The 17,435-nt window shown below is 41.9% G+C and carries 21 protein-coding genes; 8 read left to right on the forward strand and 13 right to left on the reverse strand.

Features of this window, described 5'->3' with window-relative positions; genetic code table 11:
- Positions 1-400: 400 nt before the first annotated feature.
- Both MusilaSJ_RS07535 and MusilaSJ_RS07540 read left to right on the forward strand, forming a co-directional pair.
- Positions 401-1,261, forward strand: a complete 861-nt coding sequence (locus MusilaSJ_RS07535; RefSeq protein WP_274989399.1) for a glycoside hydrolase family 16 protein — start codon at positions 401-403, stop codon at positions 1,259-1,261.
- Between the two features lie 110 nt (positions 1,262-1,371).
- Positions 1,372-1,572, forward strand: coding sequence for a hypothetical protein (locus MusilaSJ_RS07540; protein WP_274989400.1), 201 nt, complete (start codon positions 1,372-1,374; stop codon positions 1,570-1,572).
- Between the two features lie 90 nt (positions 1,573-1,662).
- Here MusilaSJ_RS07540 and MusilaSJ_RS07545 read toward each other — a convergent pair whose 3' ends face one another.
- On the reverse strand, positions 1,663-1,809 hold the full coding sequence (locus MusilaSJ_RS07545; RefSeq protein WP_274989401.1) for a hypothetical protein: 147 nt from the start codon (positions 1,807-1,809) through the stop codon (positions 1,663-1,665).
- A gap of 135 nt (positions 1,810-1,944) precedes the next feature.
- Complete coding sequence (locus MusilaSJ_RS07550; protein ID WP_274989402.1) at positions 1,945-2,610, reverse strand: Pr6Pr family membrane protein; 666 nt, start codon at positions 2,608-2,610, stop codon at positions 1,945-1,947.
- 570 nt (positions 2,611-3,180) lie between these two features.
- Here MusilaSJ_RS07550 and MusilaSJ_RS07555 point away from each other — a divergent pair.
- A complete protein-coding gene (locus MusilaSJ_RS07555; protein ID WP_274989403.1) occupies positions 3,181-3,669 on the forward strand; it encodes a VOC family protein in 489 nt (162 codons plus the stop codon).
- Positions 3,670-3,686: 17 nt separating this feature from the next.
- On the opposite strand, the gene MusilaSJ_RS07560 is transcribed toward MusilaSJ_RS07555, so the two are convergent.
- The 4 genes from MusilaSJ_RS07560 to MusilaSJ_RS07575 form a co-directional block, all read right to left on the reverse strand.
- Positions 3,687-3,896, reverse strand: a complete 210-nt coding sequence (locus MusilaSJ_RS07560; protein ID WP_274989404.1) for a hypothetical protein — start codon at positions 3,894-3,896, stop codon at positions 3,687-3,689.
- A 12-nt stretch (positions 3,897-3,908) separates the two neighbouring features.
- Positions 3,909-4,124 (reverse strand): hypothetical protein, encoded by a 216-nt coding sequence (locus tag MusilaSJ_RS07565; protein ID WP_090524321.1) that lies wholly within the window; start codon positions 4,122-4,124, stop codon positions 3,909-3,911.
- A gap of 128 nt (positions 4,125-4,252) precedes the next feature.
- Positions 4,253-4,654: a hypothetical protein gene (locus MusilaSJ_RS07570; protein WP_274989405.1), complete on the reverse strand. Its 402-nt coding sequence runs from the start codon at positions 4,652-4,654 to the stop codon at positions 4,253-4,255.
- Positions 4,655-4,674: 20 nt separating this feature from the next.
- Positions 4,675-5,250, reverse strand: coding sequence for an RNA polymerase sigma factor (locus MusilaSJ_RS07575; protein ID WP_243770747.1), 576 nt, complete (start codon positions 5,248-5,250; stop codon positions 4,675-4,677).
- Positions 5,251-5,487: 237 nt separating this feature from the next.
- Between MusilaSJ_RS07575 and MusilaSJ_RS07580 the strand changes: the two genes are divergently transcribed.
- Entirely contained in the window at positions 5,488-5,967 is a 480-nt protein-coding gene (locus tag MusilaSJ_RS07580) for an Lrp/AsnC family transcriptional regulator (protein WP_176623659.1), read from the forward strand.
- A gap of 6 nt (positions 5,968-5,973) precedes the next feature.
- Positions 5,974-6,930 (forward strand): EamA family transporter, encoded by a 957-nt coding sequence (locus MusilaSJ_RS07585; RefSeq protein ID WP_274989406.1) that lies wholly within the window; start codon positions 5,974-5,976, stop codon positions 6,928-6,930.
- An 18-nt stretch (positions 6,931-6,948) separates the two neighbouring features.
- On the opposite strand, the gene MusilaSJ_RS07590 is transcribed toward MusilaSJ_RS07585, so the two are convergent.
- Together MusilaSJ_RS07590 and MusilaSJ_RS07595 are read right to left on the reverse strand one after the other, a co-directional pair.
- Positions 6,949-7,143 carry a DUF2683 family protein gene (locus MusilaSJ_RS07590; RefSeq protein WP_274989407.1) on the reverse strand — a complete coding sequence of 65 codons (195 nt, stop codon included), beginning with the start codon at positions 7,141-7,143 and terminating at the stop codon, positions 6,949-6,951.
- Positions 7,144-7,185: 42 nt separating this feature from the next.
- Positions 7,186-8,193, reverse strand: a complete 1,008-nt coding sequence (locus MusilaSJ_RS07595) for an ABC transporter ATP-binding protein (RefSeq protein WP_274989408.1) — start codon at positions 8,191-8,193, stop codon at positions 7,186-7,188.
- Positions 8,194-8,364: 171 nt separating this feature from the next.
- On the opposite strand from MusilaSJ_RS07595, the gene MusilaSJ_RS07600 reads away from it, so the two are divergent.
- On the forward strand, positions 8,365-8,574 hold the full coding sequence (locus MusilaSJ_RS07600; protein ID WP_090524308.1) for a hypothetical protein: 210 nt from the start codon (positions 8,365-8,367) through the stop codon (positions 8,572-8,574).
- A gap of 4 nt (positions 8,575-8,578) precedes the next feature.
- Here the strand turns inward: MusilaSJ_RS07600 and MusilaSJ_RS07605 are convergent, their stop codons facing one another.
- Entirely contained in the window at positions 8,579-9,499 is a 921-nt protein-coding gene (locus tag MusilaSJ_RS07605) for a ChbG/HpnK family deacetylase (RefSeq protein WP_274989409.1), read from the reverse strand.
- A 262-nt stretch (positions 9,500-9,761) separates the two neighbouring features.
- Positions 9,762-10,223, reverse strand: coding sequence for a hypothetical protein (locus MusilaSJ_RS07610; protein WP_274989410.1), 462 nt, complete (start codon positions 10,221-10,223; stop codon positions 9,762-9,764).
- Positions 10,224-10,580: 357 nt separating this feature from the next.
- Here MusilaSJ_RS07610 and MusilaSJ_RS07615 point away from each other — a divergent pair, with 357 nt between their 5' ends.
- Positions 10,581-12,146, forward strand: a complete 1,566-nt coding sequence (locus MusilaSJ_RS07615) for a M20/M25/M40 family metallo-hydrolase (RefSeq protein WP_274989411.1) — start codon at positions 10,581-10,583, stop codon at positions 12,144-12,146.
- A gap of 688 nt (positions 12,147-12,834) precedes the next feature.
- Here the strand turns inward: MusilaSJ_RS07615 and MusilaSJ_RS07620 are convergent.
- On the reverse strand, positions 12,835-13,896 hold the full coding sequence (locus MusilaSJ_RS07620; RefSeq protein WP_274989412.1) for a helix-turn-helix transcriptional regulator: 1,062 nt from the start codon (positions 13,894-13,896) through the stop codon (positions 12,835-12,837).
- A 363-nt stretch (positions 13,897-14,259) separates the two neighbouring features.
- Here MusilaSJ_RS07620 and MusilaSJ_RS07625 point away from each other — a divergent pair, with 363 nt between their 5' ends.
- Positions 14,260-15,714 (forward strand): RtcB family protein, encoded by a 1,455-nt coding sequence (locus MusilaSJ_RS07625; RefSeq protein WP_274989413.1) that lies wholly within the window; start codon positions 14,260-14,262, stop codon positions 15,712-15,714.
- A gap of 58 nt (positions 15,715-15,772) precedes the next feature.
- Here MusilaSJ_RS07625 and MusilaSJ_RS07630 read toward each other — a convergent pair whose 3' ends face one another.
- On the reverse strand, positions 15,773-16,534 hold the full coding sequence (locus MusilaSJ_RS07630) for a DUF5131 family protein (protein ID WP_274989414.1): 762 nt from the start codon (positions 16,532-16,534) through the stop codon (positions 15,773-15,775).
- The gene (gene tcmP, locus MusilaSJ_RS07635; protein ID WP_274989415.1) at positions 16,534-17,388 is read right to left on the reverse strand and encodes a three-Cys-motif partner protein TcmP; all 855 of its coding nucleotides are present in this window, start codon (positions 17,386-17,388) and stop codon (positions 16,534-16,536) included. The genes MusilaSJ_RS07630 and tcmP overlap by 1 nt, the downstream gene beginning before the upstream one ends.
- Positions 17,389-17,435: the final 47 nt, after the last annotated feature.

The raw sequence follows: 17,435 nt of genomic DNA on the forward strand, positions 1-17,435 counted from the left end.
GTCTCTTAAAGCCATTTATTTTGAATGGGCCGAATGTATATACTGCCCAGGATAACAAAAATACAGCCAGTGCCAGACCTCCAACAATTAAAGGATTGGGCCCTTCAGGGTCATTGAAAAAAAAGAACAGCAACCTGGAGCAAATGATAGCCGTGACCGCCAACATTATTAACGAAGTCTGTTTTGACCTGAAATATAAATTTGCTGTGTTATTACCCATGTCCTTAAGATGAGTATTACACAAATATAACAATGTCAGCAGATTCTTCATCTGTTTATTTGTCAATGTATTTTAGTTTCAAACCAGGGCGCAACTGTAAAATTATGATCGCAATTGGTAAAGACTAAATTCCTGTCATCCAATTTATCTACCTTTAAACCCTTATCTCACACACCACTAATGAAACTAAAACACCTGCTGCTATCAGTTCCGCTTTTATTAACGTTACAGGCATTCGCTCAAACTAACATTAAAACCGATACTGTTTTCTTTGAAGATTTTAACAACCCTGCCCTCAACAGGAACAAATGGAATATTGAAGTTACAGGCAATACTGTTAACGACGAGCAGCAGGCCTATGTTGATTCGGCGGCTACCATTTTTATGATAGATGGTAAATCCGAAGGCGCCGAACACGGCGCGCTTGTTTTAAAGGCTTTATATAAACCCGGGTTTACCAGTAAAGAGCAGCGTAAATATGATTTCATTTCAGGCCGCATTAATACACGTGCTAAAATGGAATTTACTTATGGCAGGGCCTCCTGCAGAATGAAAATGGCGGCAGGCGCAGGCTTATGGCCAGCTTTTTGGCTGCTTGGAAACGGTAAATGGCCCAATTGCGGCGAAATTGACGTAATGGAAACAGTAGGCGACTCAAGCTGGGTTAGCCATGCTTTGCATGGCCCCGGCTACTTTGGTGATACGCCGCTTGCAAAACGGGTATTTTTCCCGGCAGGCATTGATGTTACCCAGTGGCATGTATATTCGGTCGACTGGTTGCCGGAGAGCCTTGTTTTTAAGGTGGATGGCAAAATCACCTATACGGTAACAAAAGCAATGGTCGAAAAATACGGCCGCTGGGCTTTTGATAACAAAAAATTCGTCATTCTTAATTTTGCATTGGGCGGTGGCTATCCTGGCGGTGTTAACAAGGTTACCAAACCCTATCATGGTTTATCAGAAAATACAGTTAACAAAATAAAAGCCGGTAATGCCAAAACCATTGTCGACTGGGTGCTGATAACTAAAACCGTGAATTAATATTGTTGAGACATTTGTAAAATAAAGGTTATTTAAATTTTACTTTCATAAAACATTGGGTAAATTTAATTAGCATATTTTTGAATTATTAAAAATAACATCATCTACCCATGGCAATATTAACCGTACAAATACCCGACGCAGAGATCTTTACTTTATCAAGTATAGTTGAACAGATATCAGGCAGCATCATCAAAGTTACTGCCGAAGAAGACATCAATCAGGGCGATTGCATTTTGCATAAAGACGACCTTATAATTAAAAACAAACTGGAAGGCAGCCTTCATTCACGGTACCTCTGGAACGATTGATTTTACCATAAAACAATCCCGGTTTTTAAACGCCATAAACAAAACAGGCCGTGCTTCATCAGCACGGCCTGTTTTGTTGTATTTACCTGTTTAATTATGTATAACTACGCGTTCATGTACACGAACCCTTTCTTCATGGTGTCGCCTGTGTCGTTCCCGGTATTCGGCCGAACAGCTTGTAAAGCCCATTACTGCTAATATTAATAATGAAATTGAGCGTGAAACAGTAGTTTTCATAGCAAATGATTTATTAGTTTTCGATAGATAAACTATGGCCAAACAGTTATCATGCCATAAGAGTGCGGCAACAAAGCGGTAAAAGGAATGTTACAGTAGGATAATCATCAGTCGACGACTATTTCAAGCGATAACTCAGGAGTTCCGTCTCGCCATAACCCGGTTAATCCAAACAAACAGAAAACCGATGGCCAGAAAGGCTATAAGCATCAATAATGAGTTTATAGCAACCCGGGCTAATCCTAATTTATCAAGATCCATAAACGGATAAGGATACAAATGACTGATGCTGCCACGGGTAAATATAAATACCGAATAGATAAAAGGAAACCAAAGCCAGCTCAAGGCCTGCCCCCATTTTAAATTTGCTTTTGGTATGTATATTAACCAATAAACTACAAACAAAATTGGGTTTACGGAATGAAGCAGCTCATCGGCCAGCTTAAACAAACCTTTAGGGTGCCACAAGTTACGGAGCACCAGGTTATAAACCACTCCAACTATAGTGATATATAGGGCAACAGCGCTAAAAACCTGGCTTTGTGAAAAATATTTTCCTAAACGGGTATTGATTTTAAATAATACGGCGACGAGGCATATCGCTGCAAGCAAGTTACTAAGGATAGTAAAATAACTAAACAGTTGTACCAGCGTGCCGGCAAGGCTTCGTCCTGCCTTTAAGTAAGCGGGTACGGATATGGCTATTTGCAAAACTAAACCGAACCATATAATAATAGTAAAGAGATACAACCATTTACGGCCTTTACCCGTATTATTAGCAAGTAGTTCATATTGTTCCATAGCTGTTTATCGTGTTTAGTTTACTATAAAACGGCCCTGTAAAATACAAACAAACTATTATTATCCCCTTAACTAAATAATAATCGGTAAAGTGCAGTAACCTAAATTCAGTTTCATACGTATTATATTTTCATGGAGGATTTTATTCTAAATTAGCTTTTTTTTAACTTTTGAGGATAAAATACGAGTACTTTAACAAGTTGATTGACCTGATAACTAATCGCAATTAAAAACTTAATTAAACGCCGGATGAAGTATGAGGGGCTATGTAAATATACCAGGATCGGTTGATTGTAACTGCTGCAAGGTTTGCGGTGCAAGACCAATAATTGTGCTGATTAAAGATATTGGATATGTAGTAAAATGCCCTGTTGATGACAGTCATTACAGGACCCATGCGGGCCTTATTGATATTAATGACTGGAATTTACACAATATCAATTGTATTAATAACCAGGACGAAAAATTGATATTCAGTTTTCATTGAATGCTTGTGTAATTTATTTGTGCATTACTTTAACCATAATGCTAAACCTATATCTTTAGGCATTTAAATTACTAATCCTAACAATGAGATCTTTATCAATAATCTTTAAAACAGCCAAATTAACCACATTGCTACTGGCAATAACTGTGCTTTTGCCTGTGGTTTGCCGGGCCCAAAACGGTACCGATATCTCGCCGGTAATTGATCATATTGCCATTACTACCGCTAACCTTAAAAAAAGCACCGAGTTTTATACCAAAGTATTACACCTTAAAAAAGTTGACAACCCCTTTGCCGATACCGTACACCAATGGTACAGTCTTGGCAATAATATAAAACTACACGTTATACAGGCCGATCGTAATGAAAAACAGGTTAAAGGCGTACATCTTTGCTTCACAGTTTCGTCGGTAAAAGAGTTTGCAAAAACGCTTGATCAAATGAATATCCCTTACTCAAACTGGAAAGGCGACAGTAAAGAACCTACCTACCGGGCTGATGGTGTATTGCAACTATATTTCCAGGATCCGGATGGCTACTGGATTGAAATAAACAGCCCGGCTAAAAAATAAGCCAGGCTGCCAAACAATCACTTAACTAAATTTTTGTATTTCTTTTTAAACCAATAGCCTTTCCACAACCAAAAGCCCGAAAGCACTATTATTGGAAAGAACACCCATTTTACCGCCGCAGCCGCGTTGGGGATTTGCGCTACCGGACCATAAATATATCCCACAATTGGGATACTTAATAAGATATGGACCCATCGGATCAGTTTACGTTCAAGCGCGGCTGTCATTGTAAACAGATATTAATAATCAAGCTCCTGGCAATGGATGCCGGCCTTTTGCAACAACGATTCGATATAACGCGGTGAAAGATCCTCAGCCTCCACCCGTAAAATATTATCGCAGTCTTCCAGGTCAAAGTTCCATTGGGCTATGGCAGGTATTTTGGTTAATAAATTTTGTACCCGGCTCACCTGCCGTCTCTGCCGTACACTTGTTGCAAATACCAGTACATCCATTGTTATGTTATTTGAGGTAGATAAATATTAATTTAAGCGGAAGGCGAAAAGCTGAAAGCTGAACCTTAAAGCAGAAAGCAATGAGGTTTCGGCTTTCTGCTTTAGGCTTTGGGCCTTAAGCTTGGGGTTTATTCCGCTTTCTTTTCTTCGTTTGTGGTAGTCTTAAAGTCGTCCCAGTCACGACCAAACCGGCCATGTCCGTGGCCTTTCCATCCGCACATGCGGTCTTCCCACTGAGCGCGGAATTTATCTCTGTCTTCAGGGCTCATATTTTTAAAACGTTCGGCCATGCGTCCGCGCATCCAGGGGGCACCTCCTCCGCCTTTAGGGCCGCCTTTCCCAAAACCAAACAAAATCTTGCATAAAATAAATATGCCAACGGCCTGCCAGTAAGTAATGGTTGTTACATGTAAAATATCCGGCAATAAATTATTCCATAGCTGCATTACTATAAAGCTGATGACGGCCAGGCAAGCGATCACCCCAAGGGGGATGAAAAAAAATCGCCTTTTATAAAAAAATGGTTTCATGTTATATAATGTCTTAATTTTTAATATTCAGTAATTTCCGTGTAAAGCTGGGCAAGCCGTTTACGCAAGTGTAGTACGGCGTAACGTTTCCTTGATACCAGCGTGTTGGTATTTAGCCCGGTACGTTTGGCAATTTCCTCAAAGGGGATATCCTCAAGCTCATGCCAAACAAATACCTGTTTTTGTTCTTCGGGCAATTCATCCAGCGCAAAAAATAACTGCTCCCAAAAAAGGTTGCGCAAATACTCGGTTTCGGGAGTGGTAGCTTCGGTAAGGAGTATGGCTTTAAAGTCCGGTGCCTCATCGTCATAATCCTCATCATCGGCCAGCATATCATCAAGCAGGGTTTCCGTCTTTTTTTTATGCTTATCAGTTATTTTGTTCCGGGCCACCCGGTATAGCCAGGCGCTGGTTTGTTCAATCGGTTCAGAATTGATCACAGCGCTAAACTGGTACCAAACATCCTGGAGTATATCCTCGGCATCGGCATCGTTTTTTACCCTCCGGCGAATAAATCCCAACAGGCTTTTACCATACGAAGCAATTGTTTGTATGATGTGGCTGTTTTTGTCCTGGGGCATTATCGCTGTTGTCAATTTCTTTATCCTTTTTAAAGATAAAGACGATTGTGATTTAAAAACATTTTAATTTTTTTTCAAAAAAATCTATTGCATATCAAAAAGTCATTTCAGACAGCTAAAACAGTATTTATTTGATTGCAGAAACGACTTAAGCAACTGATGTTTAAACATAATAAAGATAGCTTTGTCGAATTAAATTCATTTTAATTAAAAATATTTGAATTTTCTTCAATTTATACCGAATATTACTGTATGATTAACGAACCGGAAATTATTTTAGATAAAACCGACCTGCATATATTACGATTGATGCAGGAAAATGCCCGCATCTCCAACGCCGACCTGGCCCGGGAGCTTGGTATGGCACCATCGGGCATACTGGAACGTGTAAAAAAACTGGAACAAAAAAATGTGATCCAACAATATACCACACGCATTAATCCGGCAGCCCTGCAGCAAAAAATGCTCGCTTTTATTTTCATGAAGGCCGCCGACGGCCCCGGAAGCGACGCTACATCGAGCGAATTGGCCAAAATACCCGAAGTACAGGAAGTGCATCACATAGCCGGCGACGATTGCTATTTAATAAAGGTGCGTACTTATGACTCCGCCTCATTAATGAATTTAATGCGCACTCACTTCAGTAAAATACCCAATATTTTGAGCACCCGCACCACCATAGTGCTCGAAACCAAAAAAGAACAACAACAATTGGTTATACCCGAAAAATAATATATCATGGCACCTACTACCGCAAAATCCACTTCGCCCTTATTAGTTATTATAGCTTTCGCCACTGTTTATATAGTATGGGGCTCCACCTACTTTTTTATAAAAATCGCAGTAGCCGGTTTTCCGCCGTTGCTGTTAGGCGCGTTGCGCTTCTTCACGGCCGGGTTGCTGTTAATGGTATGGTGTGCAATTAAGGGTGAAAAGATTTTTGTAAAACAAAATATACTGCACGCGGCGGTAAGCGGTTTCCTGTTGCTGGTAATAGGTAACGGCGCCGTAATATGGGCCGAACAAACTTTACCAAGCGCTATGGTGGCCATTATGGTAACATCGCCGCCAATTTGGTTCGTGCTGCTTGATAAACCCAACTGGAGCACCAACTTTAAAAGCAAAAGCACCATTATTGGCCTTGTTATAGGCTTTATAGGTGTGATACTGTTATTCCGTGATCAGATTGCAGATGTATTGGGGTCATCGGCAGGCCCCTCAAAATTACCGGGAATGTTATTGCTTTTATTTGGTACGCTGGGTTGGGCATCCGGGTCGTTATATTCAAAACATTATAACACCAAAGGATCGGTATCGGTAAATACGGCCTGGCAAATGCTTGGAGCCGGCATATTTTTTATTCCCGCAAGTTTTTTAAACAACGAGGTACAAACCGTACAATGGCATGCTATACCGGCACAAAGCTGGTATGCCCTGGCTTATCTCATTATATTTGGATCGATAGCGGCATTTAGCGCTTATGTATGGCTTTTACAGGTGAGGCCGGCCACCCAGGTTGGTACCTATGCCTATGTTAACCCGGTGATAGCCGTATTATTAGGGGTAATTTTTGCAGGCGAACATGTAACGCTGATCCAGGTTATTGGACTGGTTGTAATATTGAGCAGTGTGTTGCTGATCAATTTATCGAAGTATAGGAAGGCAAAACACGGAGAGCTGGCAGTAGCGAAATGAGAGCTTAAACCAATGTGGTCATATCCATAAATCGTTTACCTTTATGGATATGCCTTTGCCATTTTTGATATCTTTCCGCCCCTGAAGTATCTTTGAAACAAATTTCTCGTTATAGTTTGATTCTATTTGATAATCAATCTTCATTAGTTTTAAGAAAGCCTTTAAAGCAATAAGCTGCTCTTTAGTTTTGGGTTTAACTGGAAAAACTTCCATCGTTTAGATAAATATAATTCATTTTAGATAAAGAACCGCCTATCAGCTCTCCCACTTCCCAAATTCAAAATATTTACTGATACTGATGCCAACTTTACTGCCAACCGGGTACTTACGCCTGTCGTAATTGAGTACCCGTAATGTTAAACCATCTTTTTCAACAATAAGTTCTTCAAAAAAACCTTTGAACAATACCATTTTAACCAGCCACTTGCTACCCAGGCTGCTAATTTTAATATGCTCGGCGTAAACTACTACAACGCTGCGTTTGCTTTTTATGCCGCAAACTTTGGCCTGGGCCGATGTTAGCCGGGTACAACTGGCCAGTATTTGTGCCGTGTACAATAATTTAGGCGAATGATATAACTGCTCGGGGCTGCCATTTTCCACTATTTCACCTTCTTTAAGTACAATCAGTTCATCGGCCATAGAAAGAATTTCGGCAGGATCATGCGATACCAATACTACGGTAACTTCCCATTCCTTTACAATATACCTGATATCGTGCTGTAAACCTTCGCGGTATGTGGCATCAACCTGGTTAAAGGGTTCATCAAGCAGTAAAACTTCCGGGCGACTTATCAATGCTTTGGCAATGGTTACGCGCTGCTTTTCACCGCCGCTTAATTTGCCAAAAGGCATTTCTCTAAGGGTGTAGATATTTAAAAGGTTCAGGGCTTCGGTAACACGGTGTATCGCGTGACTTTGATCTTCGGCCGGCAAACCTTCACATATAGTATCCCATACCGATATTCGCGGATCAAGATCGTTATCGTGCTGCGTTACCATCCGCATAACCTTGTGGGCATGCTGAATACCTTTTTGCCTGCTTAATACCTGCTCCTCCTTAAAAAACACCTCGCCATGGTCGGGCTCCAGGGTACCATATAACAGATTAAGCAAAGTGGTTTTCCCGCTGCCGCTTTCACCTACTATCGCTGTTATCTTTCCTTTTGGAATAAAAATGGTAACGTTATTAACCCCCGAAGACTTATCCCCAAAAAAGTTTTTGGTAACCGATATGGTTTCCAGTATCAGATCATCTTGCATCTACGGTAATTAATTTTCAGGATGTTATTGGAAAACCATTCACCCCGGATCCAGGCTTCTAATCTAAAGAAAAGTTGAAAGCAAAAAAACTTATTATGCTAATCTGAGTGACAAGCGCAAAACAAATAGTAACTAAAAGCTATTTATTATAAATAACCAAATTATATAACCATGAACAAAGCCATAGGTATCGTACTCATTATTGTAGGCGCGGCCATGCTCATTTGGACAGGCTTTACTTACACCAAAAAAGAAAAGATCATTGATGCCGGTCCTATACAGGTATCGGCCGACAGGGAAAAAACTGTTAACTGGCCGCCCTACCTGGGTGGATTATTAGTTATAGGCGGCATTGTTGTAGTTGCTACTTCAAAAAAATAAGTACTTATTTATTATCTGCAGCTTTAAGTACGCTAATATCCTTACCGGCAAGCAGTTGCTGATAATTGATGAGTTGAAACTTTTTACCCTTCATTGCTGCAAACTCCGGCGAGAGCAAGGCATTAAGTTCGGTTTGGCGGTGCAAACTGGTAAGGGGCTTACCCTCTTTTGAGTTCATCATGTTACTGTTCATATCTACCAGCACATCCATCTCGGGGCTCGGAGTAGCGGTATGCAGCACCATCATATTTGGCTTATGGGGATTAAGCTTACCTACATAAGCTAAAAACGCCGTTTTTTTTGTAGCGATAGGTTCGCCCCACATCTCTTTATAGGTTTCGCCGAAATAAGTTACGCTGCTTAGGGTTGATATAGCAAGCTTATATTTACGAGCCAGTTTTTCGGTAAGGACACGCAATTCGGGAGTCGAGAGCGCTATGCCCATATGCGGATCGATATAGGTTATTTTTAATCCTGATGCCTGCGCCCTTTCAATTTGTGCCGATAATTCGGTTTCAATTTCGCTAAGCTTATATCCGCTTTTGGCAAAAGCCCGTGTTGATTGCGGAAAATACCCGTTTGAATCGACCAGGCTCGGAACAGCCGTACGGCCGGTGACAGGTCCCCAGCGGTAATTTTTCCATTCGGAGGTCAATGTAAGATGAACCCCAACCGTAACATTGGGATATTGCTTCAGTATTTCAACCGCTTCCTGGTACCACGGACATGCAAACTGTACCGAAGCCGAAAGCGGCATACCTGTTTGAGCAGCCTTAAGTAAAGCCATATTTACAGAATGGTTCATGCCGATATCATCCAGCCTGATAAGCAATCGCGGCAAATTACCATTTAGCGACTGTGCGCACACTTCCTTGCTTCTTAAACAAGTCATCAGCATAAGCAAACAAAACAATATCCGTTTCATCGTTTTTATCTTCAATCAAAAAAGGTTCACAAATGTCAGATCCGTAGGAAACCGGCTCCAACTCAACATTATAAATATCTTATTATGAGGCTTAATAAAACAAACTAAATTAAATATGATAGCATATTGTTACATAAGGCAAAGCCGCTCTCAAACTTTAAAAGAAAGACAGCTTATATCAATAAATAATTATAAAAAAGAAGGCCGCATCATTTGTATTATGATCCGGCCCCTGGGATGCTGCCTCAGCAATTTACTATCATTAAGCCGAAACCAGGTCGGGATTATGGTTAACCTGGCTAATGGTAAGGGCCTGCTGAATGTTGAGTCCGGCGCCCTGCTGGTCCGACATCCATTTTTGGATGAGGGCATTCAAAGTGTTCAGCTGGCTGGCGTATGCATCGGGGTTAACGCCTTTCAGTTTTGCCAAATAAGCCACCGCGTCGGCTATTTTTTGCGCATCTGTTTTACCATCTTCCTGTACAGCCCAGTTTAAATCGGTAACCACTTTGGGCAGCCATAATTTAATGCCGTTCACAATTACCGACGATGCCGGCACCAGGGTTTCCAGTGTCATTTCCAAAAACTGGCCGGCCTGGCTTGCTTCAAGGTTTTTGATTCCGTTAGCAACTTTGTCGGCTACGGTAATGATTTCATGCACAATGTCTGAAGCGTTGTGGAACAGGGATTTTACATGATCCCACATTTTTGATAAAAAAGACATAGGTTGTAGTTTTAAGTTTATATAATTTGATTGTTGGTTCACAAACATGTAAAGCCATTTAGAAGCCGCCCGAACACTGTAAATACTATTGATTCAAGCTATTTGCCCGTTCAAAAAACTGCAAAATGCCCCCCGGTTAGCTGACTTTAAATTAGAGAAGATAAAATTGACGATAAAAACACCCGGGTAACATAGTGTTTATACGCTTTTGGGATGCGGTTTTTACGTTATTTAATGAATATCAGCGGTGTTACCAATGTTTTATTGTGTTAACGGCACGGCTTAGTTCGGGTTTTACCCACTTCTTATTTATGTTTCTCAAACTAAAATCTTATATTCAAATCTAAAACCCTCACTATGAAATATATAAAACGTAATTTTATTTTCGGCGCGTTGTTGCTTGCCTGCACCGGTAGCTACGCCCAGCAGGAAGTTATTGATACTGCAGCTTTCAGCCGTATTCGTAAGGCAGAGCTTAGCAGCTCACAAATTCCGCAGATAGCGCATTATTTAACCGATGTATCCGGTCCCCGGTTGACCAATTCACCGGGTTATGCCCGGGCGGCAAGCTGGGCAGTTGCCACCATGAAAAAATGGGGAATGACCAATGCCGCTACCGAGCCCTGGGGCACTTTTGGCAAACAATGGGAAGTGCAGGATTTCAGTATGATGATGCGCGCACCCTATAATGCGCAGATCAGGGCTTATCCTAATCCATGGAGCCCGAGCAGCAAAGGTCTGTTGCAAGGTGAAGTTATGATAATTACATCGGCACAGGCTATAGATACTACTTATCTGAATAGTCACGCTGCCGGGTTTAAAGGCAAATTTGTGCTGGTTACCGGTGATGCGGCTGATTATAAAAAAGACTTTGAGCCATCGGCCGAAAGACTGGCCGACACCGCATTAGCCAATCTGAAAGATACTTATATGGTATCCCGCTCCATGATCACCATGTACACCACTAAATACCTGAAGATCTTTAAAACAGCAGACCGCATATTGAAAAACGCCGGTGCGTTGGCATTCATTAGCGCGGGCCGCAGTAATGTTAACGGAACCGTTTTTGTACAAGGCCGCTACGGCTACAAATTAACTGATCCGGAAACCGTACCGCAGGTTACCATGGCTTCGGAAGACGGACAGAAGATCAAACGGTTAATCCAATCGGGCCAGAAAGTTGAGCTGGCCATGAGTTTTACGGACAAAACATCTACCGAAGATACAAACGGTTACAACGTAGTAGGCGAAATTCCCGGTACCGACCCCAAATTAAAATCACAGTTGGTGATGCTGGGCGGCCATCTTGATTCGTGGCAGGCGGCTACCGGTGCAACCGACAATGCCGCGGGTTGCATTGTGATGCTGGAGGCCGTTCGCCTGCTCGATTCGCTTGGGCTTAAACCTAAACGCACCATCCGCATTGCACTATGGAGTGGCGAAGAGCAGGGTTTGCTGGGTTCATTCGGATACGTTAAAAACCATTTCAGGGATGGCGTTAAATTTACCGTAAAGCCCGAGCAGGCTAAAGTATCGGCCTATTTTAACCTGGACAATGGTACCGGGAAAATCAGGGGGATCTTTGCTCAAAGCAACGAAAAAATGAAACCGATATTTGAACAGTGGCTAAAACCCTTTAATGACCTTGGTGCCACAACGGTAACTATGGCCAATACAGGGTCAACCGATCACCTGGCGTTTGATTGGGCGGGCATACCGGGTTTCCAGTTTGTGCAGGACCCTATTGATTATGAAACCCGCACACACCACAGCAATATGGACGACTACGACCACCTGATGATAGACGATCTGAAACAGGCCGCCATCATTGTGGCGTCGTTTGTGTACCAGGCCAGTATCCGCCCTGAAATGCTGCCAAGGAAACCTCTTGTAAACGAAACTTTTGTTTTTGATGGATTTTAGGCGGCAGCGAACGTCCGCGATTAAATAAGCACACTAAGACGCAAAGGCAAAAAAACCTTTGCGTCTTAGCGAAAAATATTCTCCTCAACGTATATTTTAATATAGACTCGTTTAAATTTCAACAAGCCGGCGGGTAATAAACGATGTATGTAAGCATCAGGGAGGTCGCGATGCTTTGCAGAGCCGGCCCCGCTTTAATCACAGGGGCCGGCCCTCTTAAGGGGTTTGAAAAATAATTAAGAACGGTTAGCGGGTTTCAGTATCCGCCTGTCTTCAGCTTTTTTGTTTAACCTGTTTTTAACAAATGAGTTGACCATAATGACCAGGATACAACAGGCAACCAATACGTAAATAATTAGGATGTGTTTTGGCATTTCAGTTTATAATTTCCTAAATGTAACAGGTTTGCTACATAAACTGCAAGCGTTTTTTAAAATAAAGTTTCGACTTATCGGGTACAAAAGTCAAGTTTTGATTCAGGAATTGGGATGTTCGATTTGGGGTTTATTGGGGTTGTGACAGCTAAATAGCATCCATTTTTAAATTTCCCTCTTGAGAGGGCGCGCGAGGAAATGCGCGGTAGCAGAGGGGGCTTCACCAATGTTTATAAGCCTCATGTTAAACACACCCCTCCGCCCCTCTCAGGAGGGGAATCGCACACAAGCCCACCTTTTTGAGGAAGTATTTCTCACGAATTTAACAAACTGCTCAAATTCTTACCCTGCGGTACAGGGCTATTCCCAGCATAATGCTCCAGTGATTTCCGGTACAGATCCTTCATTTGTTTAACCAGGATCCGCGGACCAAGCACTTTCAGTTTAGGCCCGAAACCAAGCAGCTCGCGCTCCAACTCGAAGTTCATGATTACCCTGATACTGAATATCGTTCCGTCTGCCGTAACTTTTAATATTTTTTGCGTGTGGTGCAATGGTTTGGTAATAACATACGGGGCATTTTTATCATCTACCCAAAAAATAACCTCGCCATCGCGCTGCCCCGGCGATTTGGTTACACCAAGCACATCATTATAATAAGTAGCCAGGTTAATCCGGGTGTTTTCAAGGTATTCGTCGGCATGCACCTCAATAGTCTGGATTCTGTCGAGCGCCAGCGTGAGCAGTGGTTTATTCCTTACGTGTGATACGCCCAACGCAAACCATCGGTTACGGTATTCCTTCAACAAATAAGCGCTGAAACAAAATGTACTGGCTTCCCTTGCTTTGAATGACTGGTAGCTAACACAAAGCGTGTTCTTAGTTACAATAGCCTTGCGGATGATCTCAATCCATTCCAATCCTTTCAGATTATCGTTCTTTTCAAAATCAACCACCGGCACACTGTGTGTTTTCTGGCTGTAGATCTTGTCTTCCAGTTTGGTTACCATTTCGTTAAGGTCGGCAAAATGACCCAGGCCTTTAAACTGGCCCAGCAAACCGGCCACTTCGCTCAACACCTGCATGTCCTGGTTATTGAGAGGGATGTTATTGATGCTGTAATTCTTGTCGGAGTAGGTGTAATACTTTTTATCAACCACTATAATAGGCGCTTCGTACCCCAACTTATTACTGCGCATCATCTCCATATCGGCCTGCACGGTGCGACGGCCTACCCCGCTGTCTATCCCCTGGTACTCGTACAAAGCTTCGGAGCAGGCTTCAATCAGGTCGTCAAGCGTCCACTGCCGGCGGCGGTTTTGCAGGCAGCTATCAATGGTTCGGTAACGGATAAGGGCATTGCGATTTACGGGCATGTTTTGATTTCGGATTTAGGATGTTGATTTCGGATTTATTTAATTTCCATCACAATTATAGCGACGTTTACTCACCCTGTCTGCGCTTCGCTGGACATCCCTCTCTTCGCCTGCCGCGGAAAGAGGGAACTTTTTTAGCTATTTTCTCCTACCCTCTTTGCGGCGAAGCCGGAGAGAGGGTCGACAAGCGAAGCGATGTCGGGGTGAGTCGACATACCGGTTCATGACTTTTTTATAATATTATTAAATTATTTTCAACTACGCAAATACATTGCGCAGTTGAAATTTTACTTTGTATCGTTAAATAACAAAAGCAGCTAAACAGGAAACCCCTCCGCCAATTGGCGGAGGTTTAAGAGCGCTATGGAAAAGATAAAAATAAGTAACAACGAATTAACCTCATTAGGCATTAACGACGTAAAAATATTAGAGAACTTTAGCCGCGTGGCCAATGGTCTGTTAAAACATGGCGTAATGGATAAGGAACAGATCCTGGCCAACCTGGAAGCCCTTATTGACGATCCGATGCCTTATGCCCTTAAAAAAGGCGGTAAGTTCAAGAACCTGGCCGAGGCGGTAATTGATCTGCGAAAAGAAGGGAAATTTTTAAAACAGCCGCGAACCAACTTCGCACTGAAACAGGAGATAGCCGATTTTCCGGTTTATGGTATGGAACATATTGAGGTAGGTGCGCTTGCGCAGATGAAAACCGCGGTTAAATTACCCATAGCCGTTGCAGGCGCTTTAATGCCCGATGCGCACCAGGGTTACGGCTTGCCTATTGGAGGCGTGCTGGCAACAACTGCCAATACCATCATCCCCTTTGCGGTTGGGGTTGATATTGCCTGCCGTATGTGTTTGAGCATTTTTGACTTGCCTGCAGGTATTGTTGATACCGAAAACGACATGCTTAAAGGCCTTTTGCTTGACCATACCAACTTCGGCATTGGCGGGGTTACCAAAACGCATTTTGATACTTCGCTGTTCGACCGCTCTACATGGAGCGAAACCAAGGTGATCCGGAACCTTAAGAATAAAGCCTATTCACAATTGGGTACGTCAGGTACCGGCAACCACTTTGTGGAATGGGGTGAGCTTACCGTTGCCGAAGGTGCGCTTGAAGACATCCCGGCAGGTAGTTACCTGGCTTTATTGTCGCATTCAGGTTCGCGCGGATTTGGTGGGAGCATTGCCGATCATTATTCAAAAATTGCTATGAGCAAAACCAAGCTTCCGCAGGAAGCCAAACATTTGGCATGGTTAAATTTAGATAACGACGAAGGGCAGGAATACTGGATTGCCATGAACCTGGCCGGCGACTATGCCAGCGCCAATCACCACGAAATCCATAACAAAATTGCCCGTGCGCTTAACCTTAAACCGGTTATGGTGATCGAGAACCACCACAATTTTGCCTGGAAAGAGCAGCTTGCCGATGGTACCGAAGTAATGGTACACCGAAAAGGCGCTACTCCGGCAGGTGAAGGAGTACTGGGAATTATTCCCGGAAGTATGAGCACCCCAGGCTTTGTAGTACGTGGTAAAGGCGATGCCGCATCCATTAACTCAGCCTCACACGGTGCAGGCCGTTTAATGAGCCGAAGCGCAGCCTTTAAAACCGTCGATCCAAAAGCAGTTGCCGCTAACCTGGTAGATAAACGCATCACCCTGATGGGAAGCGACCTTGACGAAGCGCCAATGGTGTACAAGGATATCCATGCCGTAATGGCCGCCCAGCATGATTTGGTTGATGTATTAGCCAGCTTTCAGCCGAGGATAGTGAGGATGGCGGACGCGAAGGAAAAGCCGGAGGATTAGGCTTTATGCCTGTAGTCATGAGACTACTGGCATATATAAATATAAGTTCCTTCGCTTACTAAGCGGCCTTATGTGGCATTTCTCTGTAAATTTCACCGTCAAGCTGACACCCTCCTTTTGCATGTTGAGGATGATCAGATGATATAGTTGGGTCGCCAGGATTAATATTAAACTGTGGTTTTCCCCATTGCTTAAAGAAAAATGCGACGCTTTCTTTATTACATTTTATTCTTATCGAATCGATCCATTCTTTTTTTATTGGTCGTGCTTTATGCCCAGACTCGCCTCCTACAATTACCCAATCTATTTCTTTCAAGTCCATTGTTTTTACTGGAGCGATTAAGGGTTCAATAGACAAAAACTTTATTTTTGCATTAGTCTTAGATAACTCATTTATCCTGTAAGCGTATTCTTCACTTTCGACAGACACCCCCATCCAAATATTTTCCGTCCAGTTTAATTCATTTGAAAGCTCGAGTAATCTTTCCGACCGCTTCGTCAGAACTTGATAAATATGTTGCGGAGTACTGTTCATTACAGAAAATACGGCCTTGATAAAATCAAGTGGAACTTCAGGATGGAATAAATCGCTCATTGAATTAACAAATACAATTTTCGATTTTTTCCAAGTAAAAGGAATACTTAATGCATCTGAATGGGTACGAATATTAAAACCGTCTTTATATTTATCTATCCCCATGGCTTGCAAACGTCTTGTCATGACCTCTGCATAACAAAATTTACACCCCGGGCTAATTTTGTTACATCCTGTAACAGGATTCCATGTTAACTCTGTCCATTCAATATTTGATTGTGCCATTATAACCTGTACTTTGGTTTAATAATATCGTTTGCTAATTTCAATGCCGTTTTATTATTAGTAGCCATCATAAAATGGTACATAATTGAGTTTGTGCTATTGCGCATTACAAAAGATTCAGAAACAAAGCCAAAGATAGTCTTTAATCTTTCTGTATATAAATTTCCTATTCTTTGTATTATTTCAACCTCTTTATTAACTAACGTTTCATCACCAAACAATGTGTTTATTGTTTTTTGCGAATAAAATCTTGACAATATTTCATCTCTCGATAAACCGAGGAAACTTTCTAATTTCAAAAGCCAAGCTTCGGGAATTTTTCTATCATTTTTTAACAATCTATTTACCCCAAGACCTGTAGGTACCAAAATCCATAAGTCTATACCTAACTCTTTAAGATTTTCAATTGACTTCCAATTAACGGTCATTCCATAAGGATCAATAAACGCAAGAGCTCGAAATGCCCGATTCTTTTTAAGAAAATTAGCCATATCGTTTAATTTTACATTGCAATCCTCTTGAACTACATGTGCTTTGTCTTTCTTGTGAGGATAATCTATATTAATACGGGTTTCAAGTGAGTCTTTATTCTTTTTATCTTTCTCTACAAAATAGTACATATCAAAAGGCTTAGGATCGTCTATATCAAGCACCCGTAAAGCCGTACCTTTTATGGCTTCGACATCTTCATTCGCTCCAATTAAACCAGAGCCAGCGAAACCATCAAAATATAAAGTTTTGACCCAAGATTGTTTATTCATTATTGTTAAATATGCCTTTGCATAATTAACAACTATTTCCATTTTTGCTTCTGTCCAGTTACCTCCGAACTGATTGATTGTGTTTGGTTTCAAGGTTAAAATACTAATTTTTTTAGTAAAATAATAATTAATTATATTTT

The sequence above is a fragment of the Mucilaginibacter sp. SJ genome (assembly GCF_028993635.1).
GTDB lineage: Bacteria > Bacteroidota > Bacteroidia > Sphingobacteriales > Sphingobacteriaceae > Mucilaginibacter.

Excerpts from the sequence above, each read along its gene's own strand:
- MusilaSJ_RS07535 (WP_274989399.1), top strand. The coding sequence starts at position 401 with ATGAAACTAAAACACCTGCTGCTATCAGTTCCGCTTTTATTAACGTTA.
- MusilaSJ_RS07540 (WP_274989400.1), top strand. The coding sequence starts at position 1,372 with ATGGCAATATTAACCGTACAAATACCCGACGCAGAGATCTTTACTTTA.
- MusilaSJ_RS07545 (WP_274989401.1), bottom strand. The coding sequence starts at position 1,809 with ATGAAAACTACTGTTTCACGCTCAATTTCATTATTAATATTAGCAGTA.
- MusilaSJ_RS07550 (WP_274989402.1), bottom strand. The coding sequence starts at position 2,610 with ATGGAACAATATGAACTACTTGCTAATAATACGGGTAAAGGCCGTAAA.
- MusilaSJ_RS07555 (WP_274989403.1), top strand. The coding sequence starts at position 3,181 with ATGAGATCTTTATCAATAATCTTTAAAACAGCCAAATTAACCACATTG.
- MusilaSJ_RS07560 (WP_274989404.1), bottom strand. The coding sequence starts at position 3,896 with ATGACAGCCGCGCTTGAACGTAAACTGATCCGATGGGTCCATATCTTA.
- MusilaSJ_RS07565 (WP_090524321.1), bottom strand. The coding sequence starts at position 4,124 with ATGGATGTACTGGTATTTGCAACAAGTGTACGGCAGAGACGGCAGGTG.
- MusilaSJ_RS07570 (WP_274989405.1), bottom strand. The coding sequence starts at position 4,654 with ATGAAACCATTTTTTTATAAAAGGCGATTTTTTTTCATCCCCCTTGGG.
- MusilaSJ_RS07580 (WP_176623659.1), top strand. The coding sequence starts at position 5,488 with ATGATTAACGAACCGGAAATTATTTTAGATAAAACCGACCTGCATATA.
- MusilaSJ_RS07585 (WP_274989406.1), top strand. The coding sequence starts at position 5,974 with ATGGCACCTACTACCGCAAAATCCACTTCGCCCTTATTAGTTATTATA.
- MusilaSJ_RS07590 (WP_274989407.1), bottom strand. The coding sequence starts at position 7,143 with ATGGAAGTTTTTCCAGTTAAACCCAAAACTAAAGAGCAGCTTATTGCT.
- MusilaSJ_RS07595 (WP_274989408.1), bottom strand. The coding sequence starts at position 8,193 with ATGCAAGATGATCTGATACTGGAAACCATATCGGTTACCAAAAACTTT.
- MusilaSJ_RS07600 (WP_090524308.1), top strand. The coding sequence starts at position 8,365 with ATGAACAAAGCCATAGGTATCGTACTCATTATTGTAGGCGCGGCCATG.
- MusilaSJ_RS07605 (WP_274989409.1), bottom strand. The coding sequence starts at position 9,499 with ATGAAACGGATATTGTTTTGTTTGCTTATGCTGATGACTTGTTTAAGA.
- MusilaSJ_RS07610 (WP_274989410.1), bottom strand. The coding sequence starts at position 10,223 with ATGTCTTTTTTATCAAAAATGTGGGATCATGTAAAATCCCTGTTCCAC.
- MusilaSJ_RS07615 (WP_274989411.1), top strand. The coding sequence starts at position 10,581 with ATGAAATATATAAAACGTAATTTTATTTTCGGCGCGTTGTTGCTTGCC.
- MusilaSJ_RS07620 (WP_274989412.1), bottom strand. The coding sequence starts at position 13,896 with ATGCCCGTAAATCGCAATGCCCTTATCCGTTACCGAACCATTGATAGC.
- MusilaSJ_RS07625 (WP_274989413.1), top strand. The coding sequence starts at position 14,260 with ATGGAAAAGATAAAAATAAGTAACAACGAATTAACCTCATTAGGCATT.
- MusilaSJ_RS07630 (WP_274989414.1), bottom strand. The coding sequence starts at position 16,534 with ATGGCACAATCAAATATTGAATGGACAGAGTTAACATGGAATCCTGTT.